General features: G+C 67.6%; 16 protein-coding genes and 1 riboswitch. Of the genes, 14 read left to right on the forward strand and 2 right to left on the reverse strand.

Annotated elements, in window-relative coordinates:
* Positions 1-181 precede the first annotated feature (181 nt).
* Entirely contained in the window at positions 182-1,825 is a 1,644-nt protein-coding gene (locus HH308_RS04395; RefSeq protein ID WP_170192947.1) for a family 2A encapsulin nanocompartment cargo protein cysteine desulfurase, read from the reverse strand.
* Positions 1,812-2,741 (reverse strand): family 2A encapsulin nanocompartment shell protein, encoded by a 930-nt coding sequence (locus HH308_RS04400; RefSeq protein WP_170192948.1) that lies wholly within the window; start codon positions 2,739-2,741, stop codon positions 1,812-1,814. Before HH308_RS04400 ends, HH308_RS04395 begins: the two co-directional genes overlap by 14 nt.
* A gap of 173 nt (positions 2,742-2,914) precedes the next feature.
* Between HH308_RS04400 and HH308_RS04405 the strand changes: the two genes are divergently transcribed.
* The 14 genes from HH308_RS04405 to ppc all read left to right on the forward strand — a co-directional run bounded on the left by HH308_RS04405 (position 2,915) and on the right by ppc (position 19,530).
* Positions 2,915-4,045, forward strand: coding sequence for a thioester domain-containing protein (locus HH308_RS04405; protein ID WP_170192949.1), 1,131 nt, complete (start codon positions 2,915-2,917; stop codon positions 4,043-4,045).
* Between the two features lie 22 nt (positions 4,046-4,067).
* Positions 4,068-4,229, forward strand: a riboswitch (FMN riboswitch).
* 65 nt (positions 4,230-4,294) lie between these two features.
* Positions 4,295-4,921 (forward strand): riboflavin synthase, encoded by a 627-nt coding sequence (locus tag HH308_RS04410; protein ID WP_170192950.1) that lies wholly within the window; start codon positions 4,295-4,297, stop codon positions 4,919-4,921.
* A gap of 5 nt (positions 4,922-4,926) precedes the next feature.
* Positions 4,927-6,249 (forward strand): bifunctional 3,4-dihydroxy-2-butanone-4-phosphate synthase/GTP cyclohydrolase II, encoded by a 1,323-nt coding sequence (locus HH308_RS04415; protein ID WP_170192951.1) that lies wholly within the window; start codon positions 4,927-4,929, stop codon positions 6,247-6,249.
* Positions 6,246-6,722 (forward strand): 6,7-dimethyl-8-ribityllumazine synthase, encoded by a 477-nt coding sequence (gene ribH / locus HH308_RS04420; protein WP_170192952.1) that lies wholly within the window; start codon positions 6,246-6,248, stop codon positions 6,720-6,722. Before HH308_RS04415 ends, ribH begins: the two co-directional genes overlap by 4 nt.
* Before the next feature lie 68 nt (positions 6,723-6,790).
* The gene (locus HH308_RS04425) at positions 6,791-7,201 is read left to right on the forward strand and encodes a PH domain-containing protein (protein WP_170192992.1); all 411 of its coding nucleotides are present in this window, start codon (positions 6,791-6,793) and stop codon (positions 7,199-7,201) included.
* Between the two features lie 20 nt (positions 7,202-7,221).
* A complete protein-coding gene (gene uvrC / locus HH308_RS04430; protein ID WP_170192953.1) occupies positions 7,222-9,231 on the forward strand; it encodes an excinuclease ABC subunit UvrC in 2,010 nt (669 codons plus the stop codon).
* A complete protein-coding gene (gene rapZ, locus HH308_RS04435; protein ID WP_170192954.1) occupies positions 9,228-10,103 on the forward strand; it encodes an RNase adapter RapZ in 876 nt (291 codons plus the stop codon). Before uvrC ends, rapZ begins: the two co-directional genes overlap by 4 nt.
* Positions 10,100-11,089, forward strand: a complete 990-nt coding sequence (locus tag HH308_RS04440) for a gluconeogenesis factor YvcK family protein (RefSeq protein ID WP_170192955.1) — start codon at positions 10,100-10,102, stop codon at positions 11,087-11,089. Before rapZ ends, HH308_RS04440 begins: the two co-directional genes overlap by 4 nt.
* A gap of 100 nt (positions 11,090-11,189) precedes the next feature.
* Entirely contained in the window at positions 11,190-12,179 is a 990-nt protein-coding gene (whiA, locus tag HH308_RS04445; RefSeq protein WP_170192956.1) for a DNA-binding protein WhiA, read from the forward strand.
* Between the two features lie 785 nt (positions 12,180-12,964).
* Positions 12,965-13,984, forward strand: a complete 1,020-nt coding sequence (gene gap / locus HH308_RS04450; RefSeq protein WP_170192957.1) for a type I glyceraldehyde-3-phosphate dehydrogenase — start codon at positions 12,965-12,967, stop codon at positions 13,982-13,984.
* A 310-nt stretch (positions 13,985-14,294) separates the two neighbouring features.
* Entirely contained in the window at positions 14,295-15,509 is a 1,215-nt protein-coding gene (locus HH308_RS04455) for a phosphoglycerate kinase (protein WP_170192958.1), read from the forward strand.
* Positions 15,509-16,297, forward strand: coding sequence for a triose-phosphate isomerase (gene tpiA, locus HH308_RS04460; RefSeq protein WP_170192993.1), 789 nt, complete (start codon positions 15,509-15,511; stop codon positions 16,295-16,297). Before HH308_RS04455 ends, tpiA begins: the two co-directional genes overlap by 1 nt.
* Positions 16,298-16,395: 98 nt before the next feature.
* Positions 16,396-16,629, forward strand: coding sequence for a preprotein translocase subunit SecG (gene secG, locus HH308_RS04465; RefSeq protein WP_170192959.1), 234 nt, complete (start codon positions 16,396-16,398; stop codon positions 16,627-16,629).
* Positions 16,630-16,710: 81 nt separating this feature from the next.
* A complete protein-coding gene (gene ppc, locus HH308_RS04470; RefSeq protein WP_170192960.1) occupies positions 16,711-19,530 on the forward strand; it encodes a phosphoenolpyruvate carboxylase in 2,820 nt (939 codons plus the stop codon).
* Positions 19,531-19,637: the final 107 nt, after the last annotated feature.

Genomic DNA, 19,637 nt, shown 5'->3' on the forward strand with positions numbered 1-19,637 from the left:
GCTGACTTCGAGAATTAGAGTCTGGTGCCCGGATCGGGCGACCACATCGCAGCTTGGTGTGTCGCGGCTATTGGTATTGATATCTTGTGCGCACCCTGCTTCGCCGCGTCCTGCTGGTTGAGCGAGGCGAAGCCGAGTCGAAGCCACTGTGCCGCTGTGGGTTTCGTCTGAATCGACTGGGCTAACTCGCCGACCCCCGCGCGATCTCCCATACCGCCTCGATGAACGTGTCGATCTCTTCGGTCGTGTTGTAGAACGCGAAGGACGGCCGGACCGTCTGCTCCAGCCCCAGCCTGCGCAGGATGGGCTGTGCACAGTGATGGCCCGCGCGTACCGCGATCCCCTTGGTGTTCAACGCCTTTCCCACTTCGAGCGGCTCGTGGCCGGCGAGTACGAAGCTCAGCACGCTGGCTTTGTGCTCGGCGGTCCCGACGATGCGCACCCCCGGGATCTCTGCCAGCCGCGGCGTCGCGTAGCTGAGCAGGTGGTGCTCGTACTCCGCGATCCGCTCGATACCGAGATCGCTCACGTAACGCAGCGCCGCACCCAGTCCCACGGCGTCGGCGATATTGCCGGTGCCCGCCTCGAACTTGTTCGGCGGACCCTGGTAGATCGCCCGTTCGAGGGTGACGTCGGCGATCATGTTTCCGCCGCCCTGCCAGGGCGGGGTCTCGGCAAGCGCCTCCGACGTCCCGTAGAGCACGCCGATGCCGGTGGGGCCGAAGATCTTGTGGCCGGAGAACACGAAGAAGTCGGCGCCGAGTTCCTGCACGTCGATGCCGATGTGCGGGATCGACTGCGCGCCGTCGATCAACACCCGGGCACCGTACCGGTGGCCGATCTCGACGATCTGTTTGACCGGGGTGACCGTGCCCAGTGCGTTGGACACATGCGTCGCCGACACCAGCTTGGTGCGCGGGCCGATGAGGCGTTCGAGCTCCGCGATGAGCACATTGCCGTGGTCGTCGACCGGTGCCACCTTGATGACCGCACCCGTCTGCTGGCTGATGAGCTGCCAGGGAACGATGTTCGCGTGATGTTCGAGGTGGGTGATGACGATCTCGTCGCCTTCGCGCAGGTGCTTGCGTCCCCATGACTGAGCCACCAGGTTGATCGCCTCGGTGGTGCCGCGGACGAAGATGATCTCGTCGGACGACGCGGCGTTGATGAACTTCGCGGTGACGTCGCGCGCGTCCTCGTAGGCGTCGGTGGCGTGGGCGGCCAGTTCGTGCGCTGCCCGGTGAATGTTCGAGTTCTCGTGTTCGTAGAAGTAGGTGAGCCGGTCGATGACCCGCTGCGGCTTCTGCGTCGTGGCGGCGTTGTCGAACCAGATCAGCGGGCGGCCGTTGACTGTCTCGGACAGGATCGGAAAGTCGGCGCGCGCCGCGGCCACGTCGAACGGCTTCGACGAATCCGGTTGCGCGACATGCAGACTCGCCGGAACCGTGTGCGTGGTCGCGGCGCGCTCGGGTTCGCTTCGCCCGAGGCCGGCGCCGTCGAGGAAGTAGAACTCGGGCTCGGCGGGAATGTCGAACGGCAGCGCCGGGGGGACCGTCGACGCCGGACTCGGCGGCGTCACCCGGCCCGCCGCCGGACTCGGAGCAGCCGGACTCGCCGGCGCGGCCGGGCTCGCCGACACGGGCGCGGTGGGGATCTGCGGTGCCCGCGGGTACGACGGTGCTCCCGATCGCGCCGTCGCAGCGGCGTAGAGCTGACCGGCCAGCGCCGCCAGTTCGGCGGTGCTCACCGGCAGCTCGCCGTCGGCGCCGGCCGATCGCAACTCGTGCGTCCCGGCAGGCACCGCTGGGGGCTCAGGAATAGTCATGGAAGTTGTCCACCGCGACGTCGTCGAGGACGGCGAGCGAGTCGTCGGTCAGCGCGGCGAGCGAGGTGTAGAGCGTAACCAGATATGATGCCACGCCCGCCCGATCGATTCCGGAGAAGCGCACCGACAGACCGGGCGTCTGCCCCTCACCCTCGAGCCCGGGCTGAAACAGCCCGACGACGCCCTGCCGCTCGACGCCGGTTCGGATGAGGATGAACTTGGTCGTCGCGTCGGTCACCTGAACCTTGTCGGACGGGATGATCGGAATGCCCCGCCAGGTCAGGAACTGTGAACCGAACAGGCTCACGGTGGCCGGTGGTACACCGCGGCGGGTGGCTTCGCGTCCGAAGGCGGCCACGCCCAGCGGGTGGGTGAGGAAGAAGCCGGGGGACTTCCACACCTTGGTGATCAGGCCGTCGAGATCGTCGGGTGTGGGCGGGCCGGTGAGCGTGGACACTCGCTGTTCGGGAACCGCCTGGGCGAGCAACCCGTACTCCGGATTGTTGATCAGCGCCGACTCCTGATGCTCCTTGATCGTCTCGATGGTGAGCCGTAGCTGCTCGGCGACCTGGTTGTGCGGACTCGAATACAGATCGGCCACTCGGGTACGGACATCGAGAATGGTGGAGATCGGCCGAAGGGTGAACTCGCGGGGACTGGTCTCGTAGTCGACGAAGGTCTGCGGCAGATCGTCGTCGAGGCCGGCCTCGCCCTCGGCGACATGAATAGACACCTGGTCGGGGTTGACCACCCGGTTGACGCGGTAGATGCCGGCTTCCACCGGGACCCACTGCAGCAGGTCGAGCAGCCAGCGCGGCGTGATGCTCGGCAGCTGCGCGTTGGTCTTGGTGGCGTTCGCCAGTTGGCGGGCGGCGAGATCGCCGAGCGCCTGGGATTCGTTCAACGGGTCGGTCATGTCACTCGCCTTCGGTTCGGGGGCCTGAACTCGCCTGACGCGCAACAGTAGCCCCGCGCGAACCCCGCGGCAGGGTTTCGCCGCGGCGTGATCGAAACCCCGCGATCGGGCCTTTTGCGCGGCCGTGGGCGCAAGGGTAGGCACGGGACCACGCGCCCGATAGATTGCCGCCCGTGAGGATCGCCAGCACCGCATCGACGCCGACTTCGACCGCTGTCCCGGGCAGCGAGCCCATGCCGCGGTTGATGCGCTACCGCGGCGGCACCTACTCCTCGACGATCCATCGGATCATCCTCGCCGACGGCGCCGCGGCGCGTACCGATCTGGTCCGACTCAACCCGGGTGTGCGGGCCTACTCGCTGGACTTCGACGGCAAGGTCGCGGCGACGCCGGTGACCTACCGGGCCGCCGGCCCGGCGCATCCGCACGTCGCGAGTCTCGTCGCGGCGTCGTATCCGCGCGTCGACCTTGCGACGCTCACCGCTCGCGTCCGGGCGGCGGGCCACGCGATCGGCGCCGCCAACATCCGCGACGACGAAGCGATCGCCGCGACACAGGCGGCGATCTGGCACCTGACCAACGGTCTGCACCTGCATACGACGCCGCGCAACACGCCGGTGTCGGTGCGGGCGCGGGCGGGCGGCGACGCGGTCGCGGCGTTGCGCAGCTCGCACGGCATCACCCTCGATGCCGGCGTCGTCGAGGGGCGGCCGCTGAACGTCGACGTCGACTTCGCACATCGACCGGTCCTGGCATCGGTGTCGCTCGACCTCGACTCGTCGGGGCCGTCCGACGACCTGCGTCTGGAGCTGTTCAAAGCCACCGCGACCGGATGGGCGCCGGTGCGGGGCGTGCGCTACACGCCGACCGACGGCCCGCAGACGCTGCGTCTCCCGCCGCTGGCGACGGTCAGCGATTCGCGCCACGGGGTGAGTCAGGGCCATCGCCGTTACCGGGTGGCCGTCTCGTCGGCGAGTTCGGAGCCGCTGGCGGTATCGGTCAGCGGGCTGCGCTTCGGGCTGTCGGGGGAGTCGGCGTTCCGCAACGCGTCCAACGTCGTGGCGCTCTACGACTACCTGCTGGCCCGAGTCGGGCAGCGGCGCGCGACACCGGCGCACGACGCCGTCGTTCTCGTCGCCGACGGTGCACCCGGGCTGACCCCGCTGATCGCGGCGATTCCCGCCGCGGCGGGGATCGCCGGGGATTCACTCAGCGTGCGCGCAACCGGGTCGCCGCGGCGACCGCGCACGTCGCTGGGGACGCGCGCGCCCCGGTCGGGAGACGCGCGTCTGCCGTCGGTGTGACCGATCGTGCTAGCGTCGAATACGTAGTTCTCGGGGCGGGGTGAAATTCCCCACCGGCGGTGATTGGCGGCGTCGAAGATTCGGCGCCGGCACAGCCCGCGAGCGCCCGCCGTCAGCGGCGGGGACAGCAGATCCGGTGTGATTCCGGAGCCGACGGTCATAGTCCGGATACGAGAGAACCGGTAGGCCAGAACTCTGGTTGCCGTTGTCCCTCGGTCCGCCACGGGGCAGGCAACGAAGGAGTTGAGGGTGTTTACCGGGATAGTCGAGGAGCGCGGCACCATCGTGGCGCGCGAAGATCTTGCCGAGGCCGCGCGGTTCACCGTGCGCGGCCCATTGGTGACCAGTGATGCGAAGTTCGGCGATTCGATCGCTGTGAATGGCGTGTGCCTGACCGTCGTCGAACTCGACGACGGCGCGTTCACCGTCGACGTCATGGCCGAGACGCTGCGCCGCAGTTCGCTGTCCGACGCGCAGTCGGGCGCGGCGGTCAACCTCGAGCGCGCCATGCCCGCGGGTGGCCGGTTCGGCGGGCACATCGTGCAGGGGCACGTCGACGGCGTCGGCACGGTCGTCTCCATCGCACCGTCGGAGAACTGGACCGTCATCCGCATCGCCCTGCCGCAGACGCTGCGACGCTACGTGGTGGAGAAGGGGTCCATCACCGTCGACGGTGTGTCGCTGACCGTCTCGTCGGTCGGCGTCGACGACGGGCGCGACTGGTTCGAGATCTCGCTGATCCCGACGACGTTGTCGGAGACCACGCTGGGTAGTCTCAGCGACGGTGACATCGTCAACCTGGAAACCGACGTCATTGCCAAATACGTGGAGCGCATCGCCGGTCCGCACGCGGCCAACAGCGCAGAAGGTAAGTGAACACGATGAGTGAGTCGATTAGCGAAACCGCTACGGGCGCAGTCCGATTGGATTCGGTCGAGCGCGCGATCGCCGATATCGCCGCGGGCAAGGCGGTCGTCGTCGTCGACGACGAGGACCGCGAGAACGAGGGCGACCTGATCTTCGCCGCCGAGAAGGCGACACCCGAACTGGTCGCGTTCATGGTCCGCTACACCTCGGGCTACCTGTGCGTGCCGCTCGCCGGTCCCGACTGCGACCGGCTGGGTCTGCCGCCGATGTATTCGACCAACCAGGACAAGCACGGCACTGCCTACACCGTCACCGTCGACGCCCGCGAAGGCATCGGCACCGGCATCTCGGCCGCCGACCGCGCCACCACGATGCGGATGCTCGCCGACCCCGGCACCACCGCCAACGACTTCACCCGCCCCGGGCACGTGGTTCCGCTGCGCGCCAAGGAGGGCGGGGTGCTGCGCCGGCCCGGTCACACCGAAGCCGCCGTCGATCTGGCCCGGCTCGCCGACCTCACCCCGGCGGGCGTGATCTGCGAGATCGTGTCGCAGAAGGATCCCGGTGCGATGGCGCAGAGCGACGAGCTGCGGGTCTTCGCTGACGAACACGAACTCGCGATGATCTCCATCGCCGATCTCATCGCCTGGCGCCGCCGCCACGAGAAGCACGTCGTGCGCGTCGCCGACGCCCGCATCCCCACCAATCACGGCACCTTCCGCGCGGTCGGCTACACCAGCATCTACGACGAGGTCGAGCACGTTGCGCTGGTGATGGGCAACGTCGCCGGCGATGACGGCGCGGGCAACGACGTCCTGGTGCGCGTGCACTCGGAGTGTCTGACCGGGGACGTCTTCGGGTCGCTGCGCTGCGATTGCGGACCACAACTCGACGCCGCGCTGGAGATGGTCGCCGCCGAGGGGCGGGGCATCGTCCTCTACATGCGCGGGCACGAGGGCCGCGGCATCGGACTGCTGCACAAGCTGCAGGCATATCAATTGCAGGACAACGGCTCTGACACCGTCGACGCCAACCTGGAACTCGGTCTGCCCGCCGACTCCCGCGATTACGGACTGGGCGCGCAGATCCTCGTCGACCTCGGCGTCAAGTCGATGCGGCTGCTCACCAACAACCCGGCCAAGCGGGTCGGCCTCGACGGCTACGGACTGCACATCGTCGATCGGGTGGCGATGCCGTTGCGCGCCAACGCCGAGAACCTGCGCTACCTGCAGACCAAGCGCGACCGGATGGGCCACGACCTCGCCGGGCTCGACGATCATCTCGCCGCACAGTCGAATGCGACGTCGGCCACCGATCAGCAGGGAGCGGGCGCATGAGCGGTCACGGCGAACCCACGCTCGATCTCGCCGACGCCGCCGAGATCCGGCTGGCCATCGTCTCGTCGCAGTGGCACGAGACCATCTGCACGGCGCTGCTCGACGGCGCGGTGCGCGCGGCGGCGGCCAACGGCATCGACGAGCCGACCGTCGTCAAGGTAGCGGGCGCCATCGAGTTGCCGGTGATCGTGCAGGCGCTGGCCCGCACGCACGACGCCGTCGTCGCGCTCGGCGTCGTGATCCGCGGTGAGACACCGCATTTCGAGTATGTGTGCGATGCGGTGACCGCCGGGCTGACGCGTGTGTCGCTCGACGAATCCACCCCGGTCGGCAACGGTGTCCTCACCACGCTGACCGAGGAGCAGGCACTCGCCCGGGCCGGACTGCCCGACTCGTCGGAGGACAAGGGCGCCCAGGCCACCACCGCGGCGCTCGCGTCCGCGCTGACCCTGCGCGCACTCGCCGCGTCGTGACCGTGTCCGATTCGACGACACCGGACACGGTCCAGACCGCGTGGACCTATGAGTACAAGCCGCGGCTCATGCCGCGCGCCGCGATCACGGTGGCGGTGCTGCTCGTCATCGTGCATGCGGTGTTCGGTGCGCTCCTCACGATCTCCGACACCGGACCCGACGTCGGGCTGTCGGATCAGATCGGCATCGCGCTGATCGGTGTCGTCGAGGCGGGGGCGGTGCTGTTGTTGACCCGTGCCCGGCTGCGCGTCGGACCGTCGGGCATCGCGGTGCGAAACCTGGTGTCGGAGCGGATCTTCGGCTGGGACGAGATCGGGGGACTGGTGTACCCGGAGGGCAAGTTCTGCGCCCGGCTGCTGCTGCCGTCCGACGAGTACGTACCCGTGCTGGCGGTCCAGGCGCGCGACGGCGATCGCGCGGTCGCGGCGATGGAGAACGTCCGCGACGCCGAGCAGCGCTACGGTCGGAGCACGTCCTAGTGTCGCGTAGGCTGTTCTGAGTGGCCGACCCGACGACATACCGCCCCGCTCCAGGGACGATTCCCACCGATCCGGGTGTGTACAAATTCCGCGATCAGCACGCACGCGTCATCTACGTCGGCAAGGCGAAGAATCTCCGGTCGCGGCTGACGTCGTACTTCGCCGACATCGCCTCGCTGCATCCGCGGACCCGGCAGATGGTCACCACCGCCGCATCGGTCGAGTGGACCGTCGTGGGCACCGAAGTCGAAGCGCTGCAACTGGAATACAACTGGATCAAGGAATTCGATCCGCGATTCAACGTCCGTTACCGCGACGACAAGACCTACCCGATGCTGGCGGTCACGCTCAACGAGAAGTACCCGCGGCTGTTCGTCTACCGTGGTCCGCGACGGCGCGGCGTGCGCTACTTCGGTCCGTATTCGCATGCCTGGGCGATCCGCGAGACGCTGGACCTGCTCACCCGGGTGTTTCCGGCGCGGACGTGCTCGGCGGGAGTCTTCAAGCGGCACAACCAGATCGGGCGTCCGTGCCTGCTCGGCTACATCGACAAATGCGCCGCACCGTGCGTCGGGCGGGTCACCGCCGAACAGCACCGCGACATCGTCGACGATTTCTGCGACTTCCTGGCCGGCCGCACCGATCAGCTGATCCGCAATCTTGAGCGCGAAATGCATTCGGCCGCTGAGGAACTCGACTTCGAGCGGGCCGCCCGGCTGCGTGACGACATCACCGCGCTGCAGCGTGCGCTGGAGAAGCAGGCGGTGGTGCTCGGTGACGGTACCGACGCCGACGTCATCGCCTTCACCGGCGATCAGCTCGAAACGTCGGTGCAGGTGTTCCACGTGCGTGCCGGGCGCGTCGTCGGGCAGCGCGGCTGGGTGGTCGAACGTTCCGACGACGAATCGCGCAGCGAGGAGGTCGGGCAGTTCCTGACCCAGTTCTACGGGGCGCAGGTGGACATGGACGCGACCGTGCGGGTCGAGACCGGACACGTCGGCAATCAGGCGATACCCCGGGAAGTGCTGGTGCCGGAGCTGCCGCCGTGCCCGGCCGACGTCGCGCAGTGGCTGTCGGACCTGCGAGGCAGTCGCGTCGACCTGCGGGTGCCGCAGCGCGGCGACAAGAAGGCGCTCGCCGAGACCGTCGAACGCAATGCCGGTGAGGCGCTCGCCCAGCACAAACTCAAGCGGGCCGGTGACCTCACCACCCGCTCGGCGGCACTCACCGAGATCCAGGAGGCACTGGCACTCGACCAGGCGCCGCTGCGCATCGAATGCGTCGACATCTCCCACGTGCAGGGCACCGACGTCGTCGCGTCGCTCGTGGTGTTCGAGGACGGGCTGCCGCGAAAATCCGACTATCGACACTATTCGATCCGGGAGGCGGCGGGCGACGGGCACTCCGACGACGTCGCGTCGATCGCCGAGGTGACCCGGCGGCGATTCCTGCGCCACCGCGCCGACGTCGACTCCGGTGCCGCCGATGCGTCGAGCGTCGATGCGAACAACGGCGGCGACCTGGCACCCGAGGCGGCGATCGATCCGAAGACCGGCCGGCCACGCCGTTTCGCCTACCCGCCGAACCTGTTCGTCGTCGACGGCGGCGAGCCGCAGGTGCGCGCCGCCGCCGCCGTGCTCGACGAATTGGGTATCACCGACGTCGCCGTGATCGGCATGGCCAAGCGGCTGGAAGAGATCTGGATTCCCGACGACGACGAGCCGGTAATCTTGCCACGGAGCAGTGAGGGACTGTTCCTGCTGCAGCGAGTCCGCGACGAAGCACACCGTTTCGCCATCACTTTTCATCGGAGCAAACGCAGCAAGCGGATGACCGAGTCGGTGCTCGACGGCGTGCGCGGCCTGGGCGCGAGCCGACGGTCCGCGCTGGTGGCGCACTTCGGATCGGTGGCGCGGCTGCGCGAGGCCTCGGTCGAGTCCATTGCGGAGGTACCCGGCATCGGACTGGCGACGGCACAGGCGGTCAAGACCGCATTGGACAGCGAACAGAAGCAGGTGAAGGGCGCATGAGCGAGGACATGTCGGTGGTCTTCATCGCGGGGATGTCGGGTGCCGGCATGACCACCGCGGCGGACATCTTCGAAGACGCCGGTTGGTACGTCGCCGACAACGTGCCGGTCGGGCTCATCGGCACCATGGTCGATCTCGCGCGTGCCGGGCAGCCCAAGACGTCGCGGCTGGCGATGGTCGTACGCGGCACCGACGCCCAGGTCGGCGGTGATCTGGTCGATCTGCGCGAGCGGCTCGACGCCAGCGGTGCGCAGACGTCGATGATCTTCCTCGACGCCAGCGACGACGTTCTGGTGCGCCGGTTCGAGCAGGTCCGCCGCCGCCACCCGCTGCAGGCCGACGACACGCTCGTCGACGGCATCGTCCGCGAACGCGACTACCTGGCCGGGGTGAAACTGCGCGCCGACCTCGTCGTCGACACCTCGACGCTGCCGGTGGCCAAGTTCCGCGAGATCATCGAGACCACCTATCCGTCGATCGGGCGGACCGGGTTGTCGGTGACCATCAAATCGTTCGGCTTCAAGTACGGGCTGCCGATCGACTCCGATCTCGTCGCCGACGTACGATTTCTGCCCAACCCCTATTGGATTCCCGAGCTGCGGGCGGACAATGGACTCGACGCACCGGTCCGCGACTACGTTCTCGGACAAGAAGGGGCGTCGCAGTTCATCGATCTGTACGTCGACCTGATCTCGCTGGTCGTCGACGGTTACCTGCGAGAGGGTAAGCGCTATATGGCGGTCAGCGTCGGATGCACGGGCGGCAAACACCGCAGCGTCGCGATGGCAACGGAACTGGGCAGGCGGCTGTCGGATGCGGGCATCGCCGACGTCGACGTCCGGGTCAGCCACCGTGACCTGGGGCGCGAATGACGGCCCAGCCCAAGATCGTCGCACTCGGTGGGGGACACGGTCTATATGCGACGCTGACCGCGATGCGCTACCTGTCCACCCGGGTGACCGCGGTGGTCACCGTCGCCGACGACGGCGGATCGTCGGGCCGGATCCGGGCCGAACTGGGTGCCATCCCGCCCGGCGATCTGCGCATGGCGCTGGCCGCGCTGGTGTCCGCGCCGGCCGCGTTGGAGGGTCTCGTCGACTCCGCGCAGCGGACCCGGGTCACCATGTGGGCGCAGACCCTGCAGCATCGGTTCAGCGGTCACGGTGCGCTCGCCGGACACCCGGTGGGCAACCTGCTGCTCGCCGGGCTGGCCGAGGTGATGGGTGATCCGGTCGCCGCGCTCGACGAGTTGATGCGGTTGTTCAACGCCCATGGTCGGGTGCTGCCGATGGCGCGGGTACCGCTGATGATCGAGGCCGACGTGTCGGGGCTGGAATCCGATCCACGGATGAGTCGTGTCATCCAGGGCCAGGTGGCCGTCGCGACCACGCCGGGCAAGGTACGTCGGGTGCGCTTGGTCCCCAACGAACCGCCTGCCTGCGCAGATGCCCTGACGGCGATCGCCGAGGCCGATCTCATCACGCTGGGGCCGGGATCGTGGTTTTCCAGCGTGATTCCGCATGTCCTGGTGCCCGAGCAGTTACAAGCTCTGACCCGGTCATTAGCGCGACGAATGTTAATTGTTAATCTTGAGCCGGAGCTTGGTGAAACTACAGGGTTTTCGTTAGAGCGACACCTGCATGTGTTACACGCACATGCGGACACTCTACGGATAGACGACGTCGTCGTCGACGAGCGCTCGGTGCCCATGGGCCGGGAGCGAGAACACGTCGAACGTGCCGCGGCGTTGTTCGGAGCGACACTTCGGATCGGGGACCTCGCGGTACCCGGAGCGAATGTGCACGATCCGCGCAAGGTCGCCGACGTCGTGTCGGCACTCGTGCAGTCTCCCCGCTGAGTACGGCTCCGGGAACGACACGCATGAGGTACGGGCGCCGGCCCGGGCGAGCATCGGAGGGCGAATGACTACAGCAAGAGCAACAGGAGGGATGCCACCAGTGGCGATGACAGCAGCGGCCAAAGACGAGCTCAGTCGTCTGACGGTCACGACGACGAGCGCGCGCAAAGCCGAGGTGTCGGCACTGCTGCGGTTCGCGGGCGGGCTGCACATCGTCGCCGGACGCGTCGTCATCGAGGCCGAAGTGGACATGGGCAGCGTCGCGCGCCGCCTGCGCCGGGAAATCCTCGACCTCTACGGCTACAGCTCCGACGTACACGTGCTGCGCAGCGGCGGACTGCGCAAGACCGCGCGCTACATCGTGCGGGTCACCAAGGACGGGGAAGCGCTCGCCCGCCAGACCGGACTGCTCGACATGCGCGGCCGACCGGTCCGCGGCCTGCCCGCCCACGTCGTCGGCGGTAGCATCGTCGACTCCGAAGCCGCCTGGCGCGGCGCCTTCCTCGCGCACGGATCGCTGACCGAGCCGGGCCGATCGTCGGCACTGGAGGTCAGCTGCCCCGGCCCCGAGGCCGCGCTCGCCCTCGTCGGCGCCGCCCGGCGCCTCGGCGTCGCGGCCAAAGCGCGCGAAGTCCGCGGCGCCGACCGGGTGGTCATCCGCGACGGCGACGCCATCGGCGCACTGCTCACCCGGATGGGTGCCCAAGACACGCGTCTGGTCTGGGAGGAACGACGCATGCGCCGCGAAGTCCGCGCGACGGCGAACCGGCTCGCCAACTTCGACGACGCTAACCTGCGCCGCTCCGCCCGCGCCGCCGTCGCCGCCGCGGCCCGCGTCGAACGCGCCCTGGAGATCCTCGGCGACGAAGTGCCCGACCATCTCGTCGCGGCCGGTCATCTCCGGGTGACGCACCGCCAGGCCTCACTGGAAGAACTCGGCCAGCTTGCCGACCCGCCGATGACCAAAGACGCCGTCGCCGGCCGCATCCGCCGCCTGCTGTCCATGGCCGACAAGAAGGCCCGCACCGAAGGACTCCCCGACACCGAATCGGCTGTGACCGCGGAGTTGATGGAGGAAGAGGAGGAGTAGGGGAGGCCGCTGCGTCCCCTTCGCTCCCGAGCGCGGCCCCGCTCCCGAGCGCACCTTCTTCGCTCTCCGAGCGCACCCCCGCTCTCCGAGCGCCCCTCTCGCTTTCCGAGTGCACCTCTCGCTCCCCGAGTGCGCGGCGCGCATCCCCTCGCTCCCCGAGCGACCCCCGCTTTCCCGCGCGCACCCCCTCGCTCCCCGAGTGCGCCGCGCGCACCCTCCTCGCTCCCCGAGTGCACCTTCTTCGCTCTCCGAGTGCGCCGCGCGCACCCCCTCGCTCCCCGAGTGCCGAAGCGAGGAACGAGCTTCGGTGTATCGAGGGGTCGCAAGCCGAAATGCCAAGCCGCCCAAGGATGTATGGTCACGCAGGCGCGCTGCGGGTGGGGCGTCGGGCCGTCGTCAAAATGGGCAAAACAGGGCCCCCGCGTGTCTTCCGCTCCGCCAGGGCTCCGCTGCAGCCACGCGCCCCGATCCCATTTTGACGACGACCCGCCACCCCACCCGAAGAGCGCCCTGTCAGCCTGCGCTGGTCAGCGTCGCGTTCTCTCGCGTCATTTCGACGCTGCGCGTTGGTCGGTGCGCTATGCGAACACCGCGCGTACCGATCGGTATATGAACTCGAATCAAGGGAGCCCACGGCCCTGTCAGCCCCGTCACGCGATGGCGAGCCTCTACCACTAAGCTGTAGGGCAACCGTAACCGGCGCCTGCGCGCACGAGCGGGGCCAAGGGTTACGTCGGTAAGTTCCGCCACCACCTCACGGCGGGCACCACACAAGGAGAACACCAGTGACAGTTCGCGTTGGCGTAAACGGATTCGGCCGGATCGGCCGCAACTTCTTCCGCGCAGTCGAAGCGCAAAAAGCTTTGGGCACCACCGACATCGAGATCGTCGCAGTCAATGACCTCACCGACAACGCGACGTTGGCACACCTGCTGAAGTTCGACTCCATCCTCGGTCGCCTGCCGCAGGATGTGTCGCTGGAAGGCGAAGACACCATCGTCGTCGGCGACCAGAAGATCAAGGCCCTCGAAGTCAAGGAAGGTCCCGCCGCGATCCCGTGGGGCGATCTGGGCGTCGACGTCGTCGTCGAATCCACCGGCATCTTCACCGCGCGCGCCAAGGCTCAGGGTCACCTCGACGCCGGCGCCAAGAAGGTCATCATCTCCGCGCCTGCGTCGGATGAGGACATCACCATCGTCATGGGCGTCAACGACGACAAGTACGACGGCAGCCAGAACATCATCTCGAATGCTTCCTGCACCACCAACTGCCTCGGCCCGCTGGCCAAGGTCCTCAACGACGAGTTCGGCATCGTCAAGGGCCTGATGACCACCATCCACGCCTACACCCAGGACCAGAACCTGCAGGACGGCCCGCACAAGGATCTGCGTCGTGCGCGCGCCGCCGCGATCAACATCGTGCCGACCTCCACCGGTGCCGCCAAGGCGATCGGCCTGGTGCTCCCGGAGCTCAAGGGCAAGCTCGACGGATACGCGCTGCGCGTGCCGATCCCTACCGGCTCGGTCACCGACCTCACCGCCCAGCTCGCCAAGCCGGGCACCGCTGCGGAGATCAACGCCGCGCTCAAGGCCGCCGCCGACGGACCGCTCAAGGGCATCCTCAAGTACTACGACGCTCCGATCGTCTCCAGCGACATCGTCACCGACCCGCACAGCTCGCTGTTCGACGCCGGCCTGACCAAGGTCATCGACGACCAGGCCAAGGTCGTCTCCTGGTACGACAACGAGTGGGGCTACTCCAACCGCCTCGTCGACCTCATCGGCCTGGTCGGCAAGTCGCTGTAGGGACGGCATTTCGACTCGCTGCGCTCGCTCAATGAACGGAAATCGCAGCGTTCGCAATGAACGGGAATCGCTGCGCTGCTCAATGAACGGAACTTGGTGCGCTCGCTCAATGAACGGAAATCGCAGCGCTGCTCAACGAACGGGAATCGCTGCGTTCGCAATGAACGGGGATCGCTACGCTCGCTCAGTGGGCGGGCGATCGCCGTTCCCCGCTCGGTAGGCAGGTGCTCCGCGGTCGCTCAACTGAGCAGGTTTCGACTCATCACCGGCCGGCTCAACGGTCGACATTCGCTAGGAGACTAACCACATCATGGCTGTACCAACTTTGAAAGACCTTCTCGCCGAAGGTGTTTCGGGTCGGGGTGTACTCGTTCGCTCGGACTTCAACGTTCCGCTCGACGACGAGGGCGCCATCACCGATCCCGGTCGTATCCTGGCCTCGTTGCCGACGCTGCGCGCGTTGATCGAGGCCGACGCCAAGGTGATCATCACCGCACACCTGGGCCGGCCGAAAGGTGAGCCTGATCCCAAGTTCTCGCTGGCGCCGGTCGCCGCGCGACTGAGCGAGGAGCTCGGCCGCAACGTGCAACTGGCCGGTGACGTGGTCGGTTCCGACGCGCTGGCACGCGCCGAAGGTCTCACCGACGGCGACGTACTGCTGCTGGAGAACATCCGCTTCGACCCGCGCGAAACGTCGAAGGACGAGGCCGAGCGCGCCAAACTCGCCGCGGCCCTCGTCGAACTCGTCGGCGACGACGGCGCGTTCGTCTCCGACGGTTTCGGTGTGGTGCACCGCAAGCAGGCGTCGGTCTACGACGTCGCCAAGCTACTGCCGCACTACGCCGGTGACCTCGTCGCCGCCGAGGTCGACGTGCTGTCCAAGCTCACCGAAGAGGTGCGTCGCCCGTACGCCGTGGTGCTCGGCGGCTCCAAGGTCTCCGACAAGCTCGGCGTCATCGAGGCACTCGCACCCAAGGTCGACACCCTGGTCATCGGTGGCGGCATGGCATTCACTTTCCTTGCCGCCCAAGGACATTCGGTAGGCACCTCACTGCTGCAGGAAGATCAGATCGACGTCTGCAAGGATCTGCTCGAGCGGTTCGGCGACGTGATCCACCTGCCGGTCGACGTCGTCGTCGCCGACCGATTCGCCGCCGACGCCGAGGCGAACACCGTTGCGGCGGATGCCATTCCGGACGGCTGGATGGGCCTCGACATCGGCCCCGAGTCGGTCAAGCGGTTCGCCGCCGTCCTCGGCGGCGCGGAGACCATCTTCTGGAACGGCCCGTCGGGTGTGTTCGAGTTCGAGAAGTTCTCGGCCGGTACCAAGGGCGTCGCCGAGGCGATCGCCGCGACCACCGGCCGCGGTGCCTTCACCGTCGTCGGCGGTGGCGACTCGGCCGCCGCGGTGCGCGTCCTCGGCCTGCCCGACAGCGACTTCTCGCACATCTCCACCGGCGGCGGAGCATCGCTGGAATACCTCGAGGGCAAAGAACTGCCCGGACTCACCGTTCTGGAGGCCTGATCATGAGCCGTAAACCTCTCATCGCGGGCAACTGGAAGATGAACCTGAACCACCTCGAGGCCATCGCGCTGGTTCAGAAGCTGGCCGCCTCGCTGCCGGCGAAGTACTTCGACAAGGTCGACGTCACCGTCATCCCGCCGTTCACCGACATCCGCAGCGTGCAGACGGTCATCGACGGCGACAAGCTGCTGATCACCTACGGTGCGCAGGACGTCTCTGCGCACGACTCCGGTGCGTACACCGGCGAGATCAGCGGCGCCTTCCTGAAGAAGCTCGGCGTCACCTTCGCCGTCGTCGGCCACTCGGAGCGACGCACCTACCACAACGAGACCGACGAGGTGGTGCTCGCGAAGACGAAGGCCGCGCTCAAACACGAACTCACTCCGATCGTCTGCATCGGTGAGGGGTTGGAGATCCGCGAAGCAGGCGACCACGTCGAGTACAACGTCGCGCAGCTCAAGGGTTCGCTCGCGGGCCTGTCGGCCGACGACATCGCCAAGACGGTCATCGCCTACGAGCCGGTGTGGGCCATCGGCACCGGCCGGGTGGCCAGCGCGGCCGATGCCCAGGAGGTCTGTGCGGCCATTCGCGGCGCTCTCGAAGAGATCGCCGACGCCGCAACCGCGGCATCGGTGCGGATCCTCTACGGCGGATCGGTGAACGCCAAGAACGTCGGCGAGTTGGTGGGGCAGGCCGACGTCGACGGCGCGCTGGTCGGCGGCGCGTCGCTCAAGCCCGACGAGTTCGCGACGCTGTCGGCGATCGCCGCGGGCGGCCCGCTGCCCTGACCCGCGCGGCCTCGCGTAGACTGTCACAGGTTGTGCGATCTATTCGCGCAGCCTGTGACTTTTTTCCCTGTCGACCCGCCGTAAGGACCTGAGAACAAGTGACGCTCGCACTCAACATCGCCATCATCGTCGCCAGCGTGATCCTGGTGATTCTGGTGCTGCTCCACCGCGGCAAAGGCGGCGGCCTGTCGTCCCTGTTCGGTGGCGGTGTTCAGTCCAGCCTGTCCGGATCCAGCGTCGTCGAGCGCAACCTCGATCGGCTGACCATCTTCGTCGGCTTGGTGTGGTTCATCTTGATCGTCGCCGTGGGCGTCAACATCCGACTCAGCTGAACTGGCCCAGTCAGGTCCTATTGTTCGGACAAATCCGGGGTCAACTCTGCGGGGTCGGACGACACCAGCGATACTTGACCGATGACAACGCCGACTCCCGGATCAGCTGACTGGCGCCCCGCCACCTCCGTCGTCGACCACATCGTCGTCGACGACGCGGGACGAGCGCTCACCGAACCGCTACGCGACGACATCCGGCTGCTGGGCACGATGCTCGGCGACGTGGTACGTGAACATTCGGGCGCCGACACCTTCGACCTGATCGAGGGAGCACGCAAGGCGGCCTTCGCGATCCGGCGATCGGAGATCGACCGCGACGACCTCGCCACCATGTTCGTCGACCGCCCGGCAACCCAATTGCTTCCGGTGGTGCGCGCCTTCAGCTTGTTCGCGTTGCTCGCCAACCTCGGCGAAGACCAGCACCGCGAGCGCAGGCGTGCCATCCACGAGCGCGCGGCCGACGCCCCGCAGGCGAGCAGCCTCGCCGCCACCTATGCGAAGTTGCGGGCGGCCGGCCTCACCGACGCGCAGGTCGGGGCGGAGTTGGCACATGCCACCGTCGTTCCGGTGATCACCGCCCACCCCACCGAAACCCGACGGCGCACGGTTTTCGACGCACAGAATCGGATCACCGAACTCATGCGGCTGCGTCGCCGCACCGAGTTGACCCCGGCCGAGGAGCGCGCCGCCATCGACGCCATCGGCAGGCAGATCCTGACCCTCTGGCAGACTGCCCTCGTCCGCGTCGAGCGCCTGACGATCAGCGACGAGGTGGCGTCGGGGCTACGTTACTACGACGCCTCATTCTTCGACGTCGTGCCGGTGATCAACACGCAGGTGCGGCGCGCGCTGCTCGACCAATACCCGGACTCCGGCATCGAAGACGCGCCGATGGTGCGGATGGGCTCCTGGATCGGCGGCGACCGGGACGGCAACCCGTACGTCACCGCCGACATCGTCGCACTCGCGACGTCGAGCGCCGCGCGCACCGCCGTCCGTCATCATCTCGATGAATTGCGTTCCCTCGCACAAGAATTGAGCATGTCCGCGCGACTCATCACCGTCCCCGACGACCTCGCCGTCCTGACCGCGCGCACCCGCTCCGGCGGCGACGACGAACCGTTCCGTGTAGCGCTCGGCCACATCCGGTCGCGGCTCGCGGCGACGGGCGAGGCGATGTTCGGCGCCGACTTCCGCACCACCGACGACGCGGCGAGTACCGGTTTCGACGCCTACGCCACCGCGGACGAGCTTCGCGCCGACCTCGACGTCATCGACGCCGCGCTGCGCGCCAACAACGACGACACCATCGCCGACGACCGCCTCCTGCGGCTGCGTGAGGGAGTGCGCACCTTCGGATTTAACCTGTCCGGACTCGACATGCGGCAGAACTCCGACGTCCACGAGGAAGTGGTGGGGGAGTTACTCGCGTGGGCCGGCGTCCACGACGATTACGCGTCCCTCGACGAAGCCGACCGGGTAGCCATCCTCTCCGCAGAACTGACCGCGCGCCGGCCTCTACTCAGCCCCGACGCGGAACTGTCGGAGCTGGCGGCGAAGGAACTCGCCATCGTCCGAGCGGGCGCTACGGCCATCAAGACCTTCGGCCCGCAAGCGGTTCCGAATTACATCATCAGCATGTGTACCTCGGTGAGCGACATGCTGGAGGCGGCGATACTGCTGAAGGAAGCCGGCATTTTCGACCCGGACGGCGGGGTGCCCCGCTGCAGCGTCCGGATCATCCCGCTCTTCGAGACCATCGAGGACCTTCAACAAGGTGCCGCAACGCTGCTCGCCGTGCTGGACGTGCCGATCTACCGAGCCCTGGTCGACGCGCAGGGCGGCCTGCAGGAAGTGATGCTCGGGTACTCCGATTCCAACAAAGACGGCGGATACCTGGCGGCGAACTGGGCGCTCTACCGCGCAGAGCTCGATCTCGTCGATGCCGTGCGCACCGCCGGGATCAGGTTGCGGCTGTTCCACGGCCGCGGCGGAACAGTGGGCCGCGGCGGCGGCCCGAGCTACGACGCGATCCTGGCGCAGCCGCCGGGCGCGGTGCAGGGTTCGCTGCGGATCACCGAGCAGGGCGAGATCATCGCCGCCAAATACGCCGAACCGGTCACCGCACGACGCAACCTGGAGACATTGCTCGCCGCGACCATCGAATCGTCGCTGCTCGACGTCGAAGGACTGGGCGACGACTCCGCCGAGGCCTACGCGATCCTCGACGACGTCGCCGCGTCGGCCCGCGACGCCTACAGTGAATTAGTTCACCGCACACCGGGTTTCGTGCAGTACTTCACCGAGTCGACGCCGCTGTCGGAGATCGGCGAGATGAACATCGGCAGTCGCCCGGCGTCGCGCAAACAGACCAAGGCGATCTCCGACCTGCGCGCCATCCCGTGGGTACTGTCCTGGAGTCAGTCGCGCGTCATGCTGCCCGGCTGGTACGGCACCGGCACGGCGTTCGAGTCGTGGATCGGCGACGATCCGCAGCGGCTCGCGACCTTGCAGCGCTACTACCGGTCGTGGCCGTTCTTCACCAGCGTGCTGTCGAATATGGCACAGGTGATGGCGAAGTCGGATCTCGGTGTCGCACAGCGCTATTCGCAACTCGTCGCCGACGATGAACTGCGCGAACGGGTTTTCGGCAAGATCGTCGACGAGCACGAGCGATCGCTGCGGATGCTTGCCGCGATCACCGGCAGCGCCGACCTCCTCGCCGACAACGCAGCGCTGAAGCGGTCGGTGTACAACCGATTCCCCTACCTGGAGCCGCTGAACCTGCTGCAGGTGGAACTGCTCAAGCGCTACCGCAACGGCGACGAGTCGCGAGAGGTGCGCCGCGGAATCCTGTTGACTATGAACGGATTGGCGACCGCACTGCGTAACAGCGGATAGCGCAAATCGTCGATGTAAATTGTGTCAACTTCCTGAATGACAACCATCAGGGCGCTTTAGGGTGACGATGTCTGTAGTTGATCACGGTCGCCCGGCGCGCGGTAGTC

It is taken from the genome of Gordonia asplenii (assembly GCF_012933505.1).
GTDB lineage: Bacteria > Actinomycetota > Actinomycetes > Mycobacteriales > Mycobacteriaceae > Gordonia > Gordonia asplenii.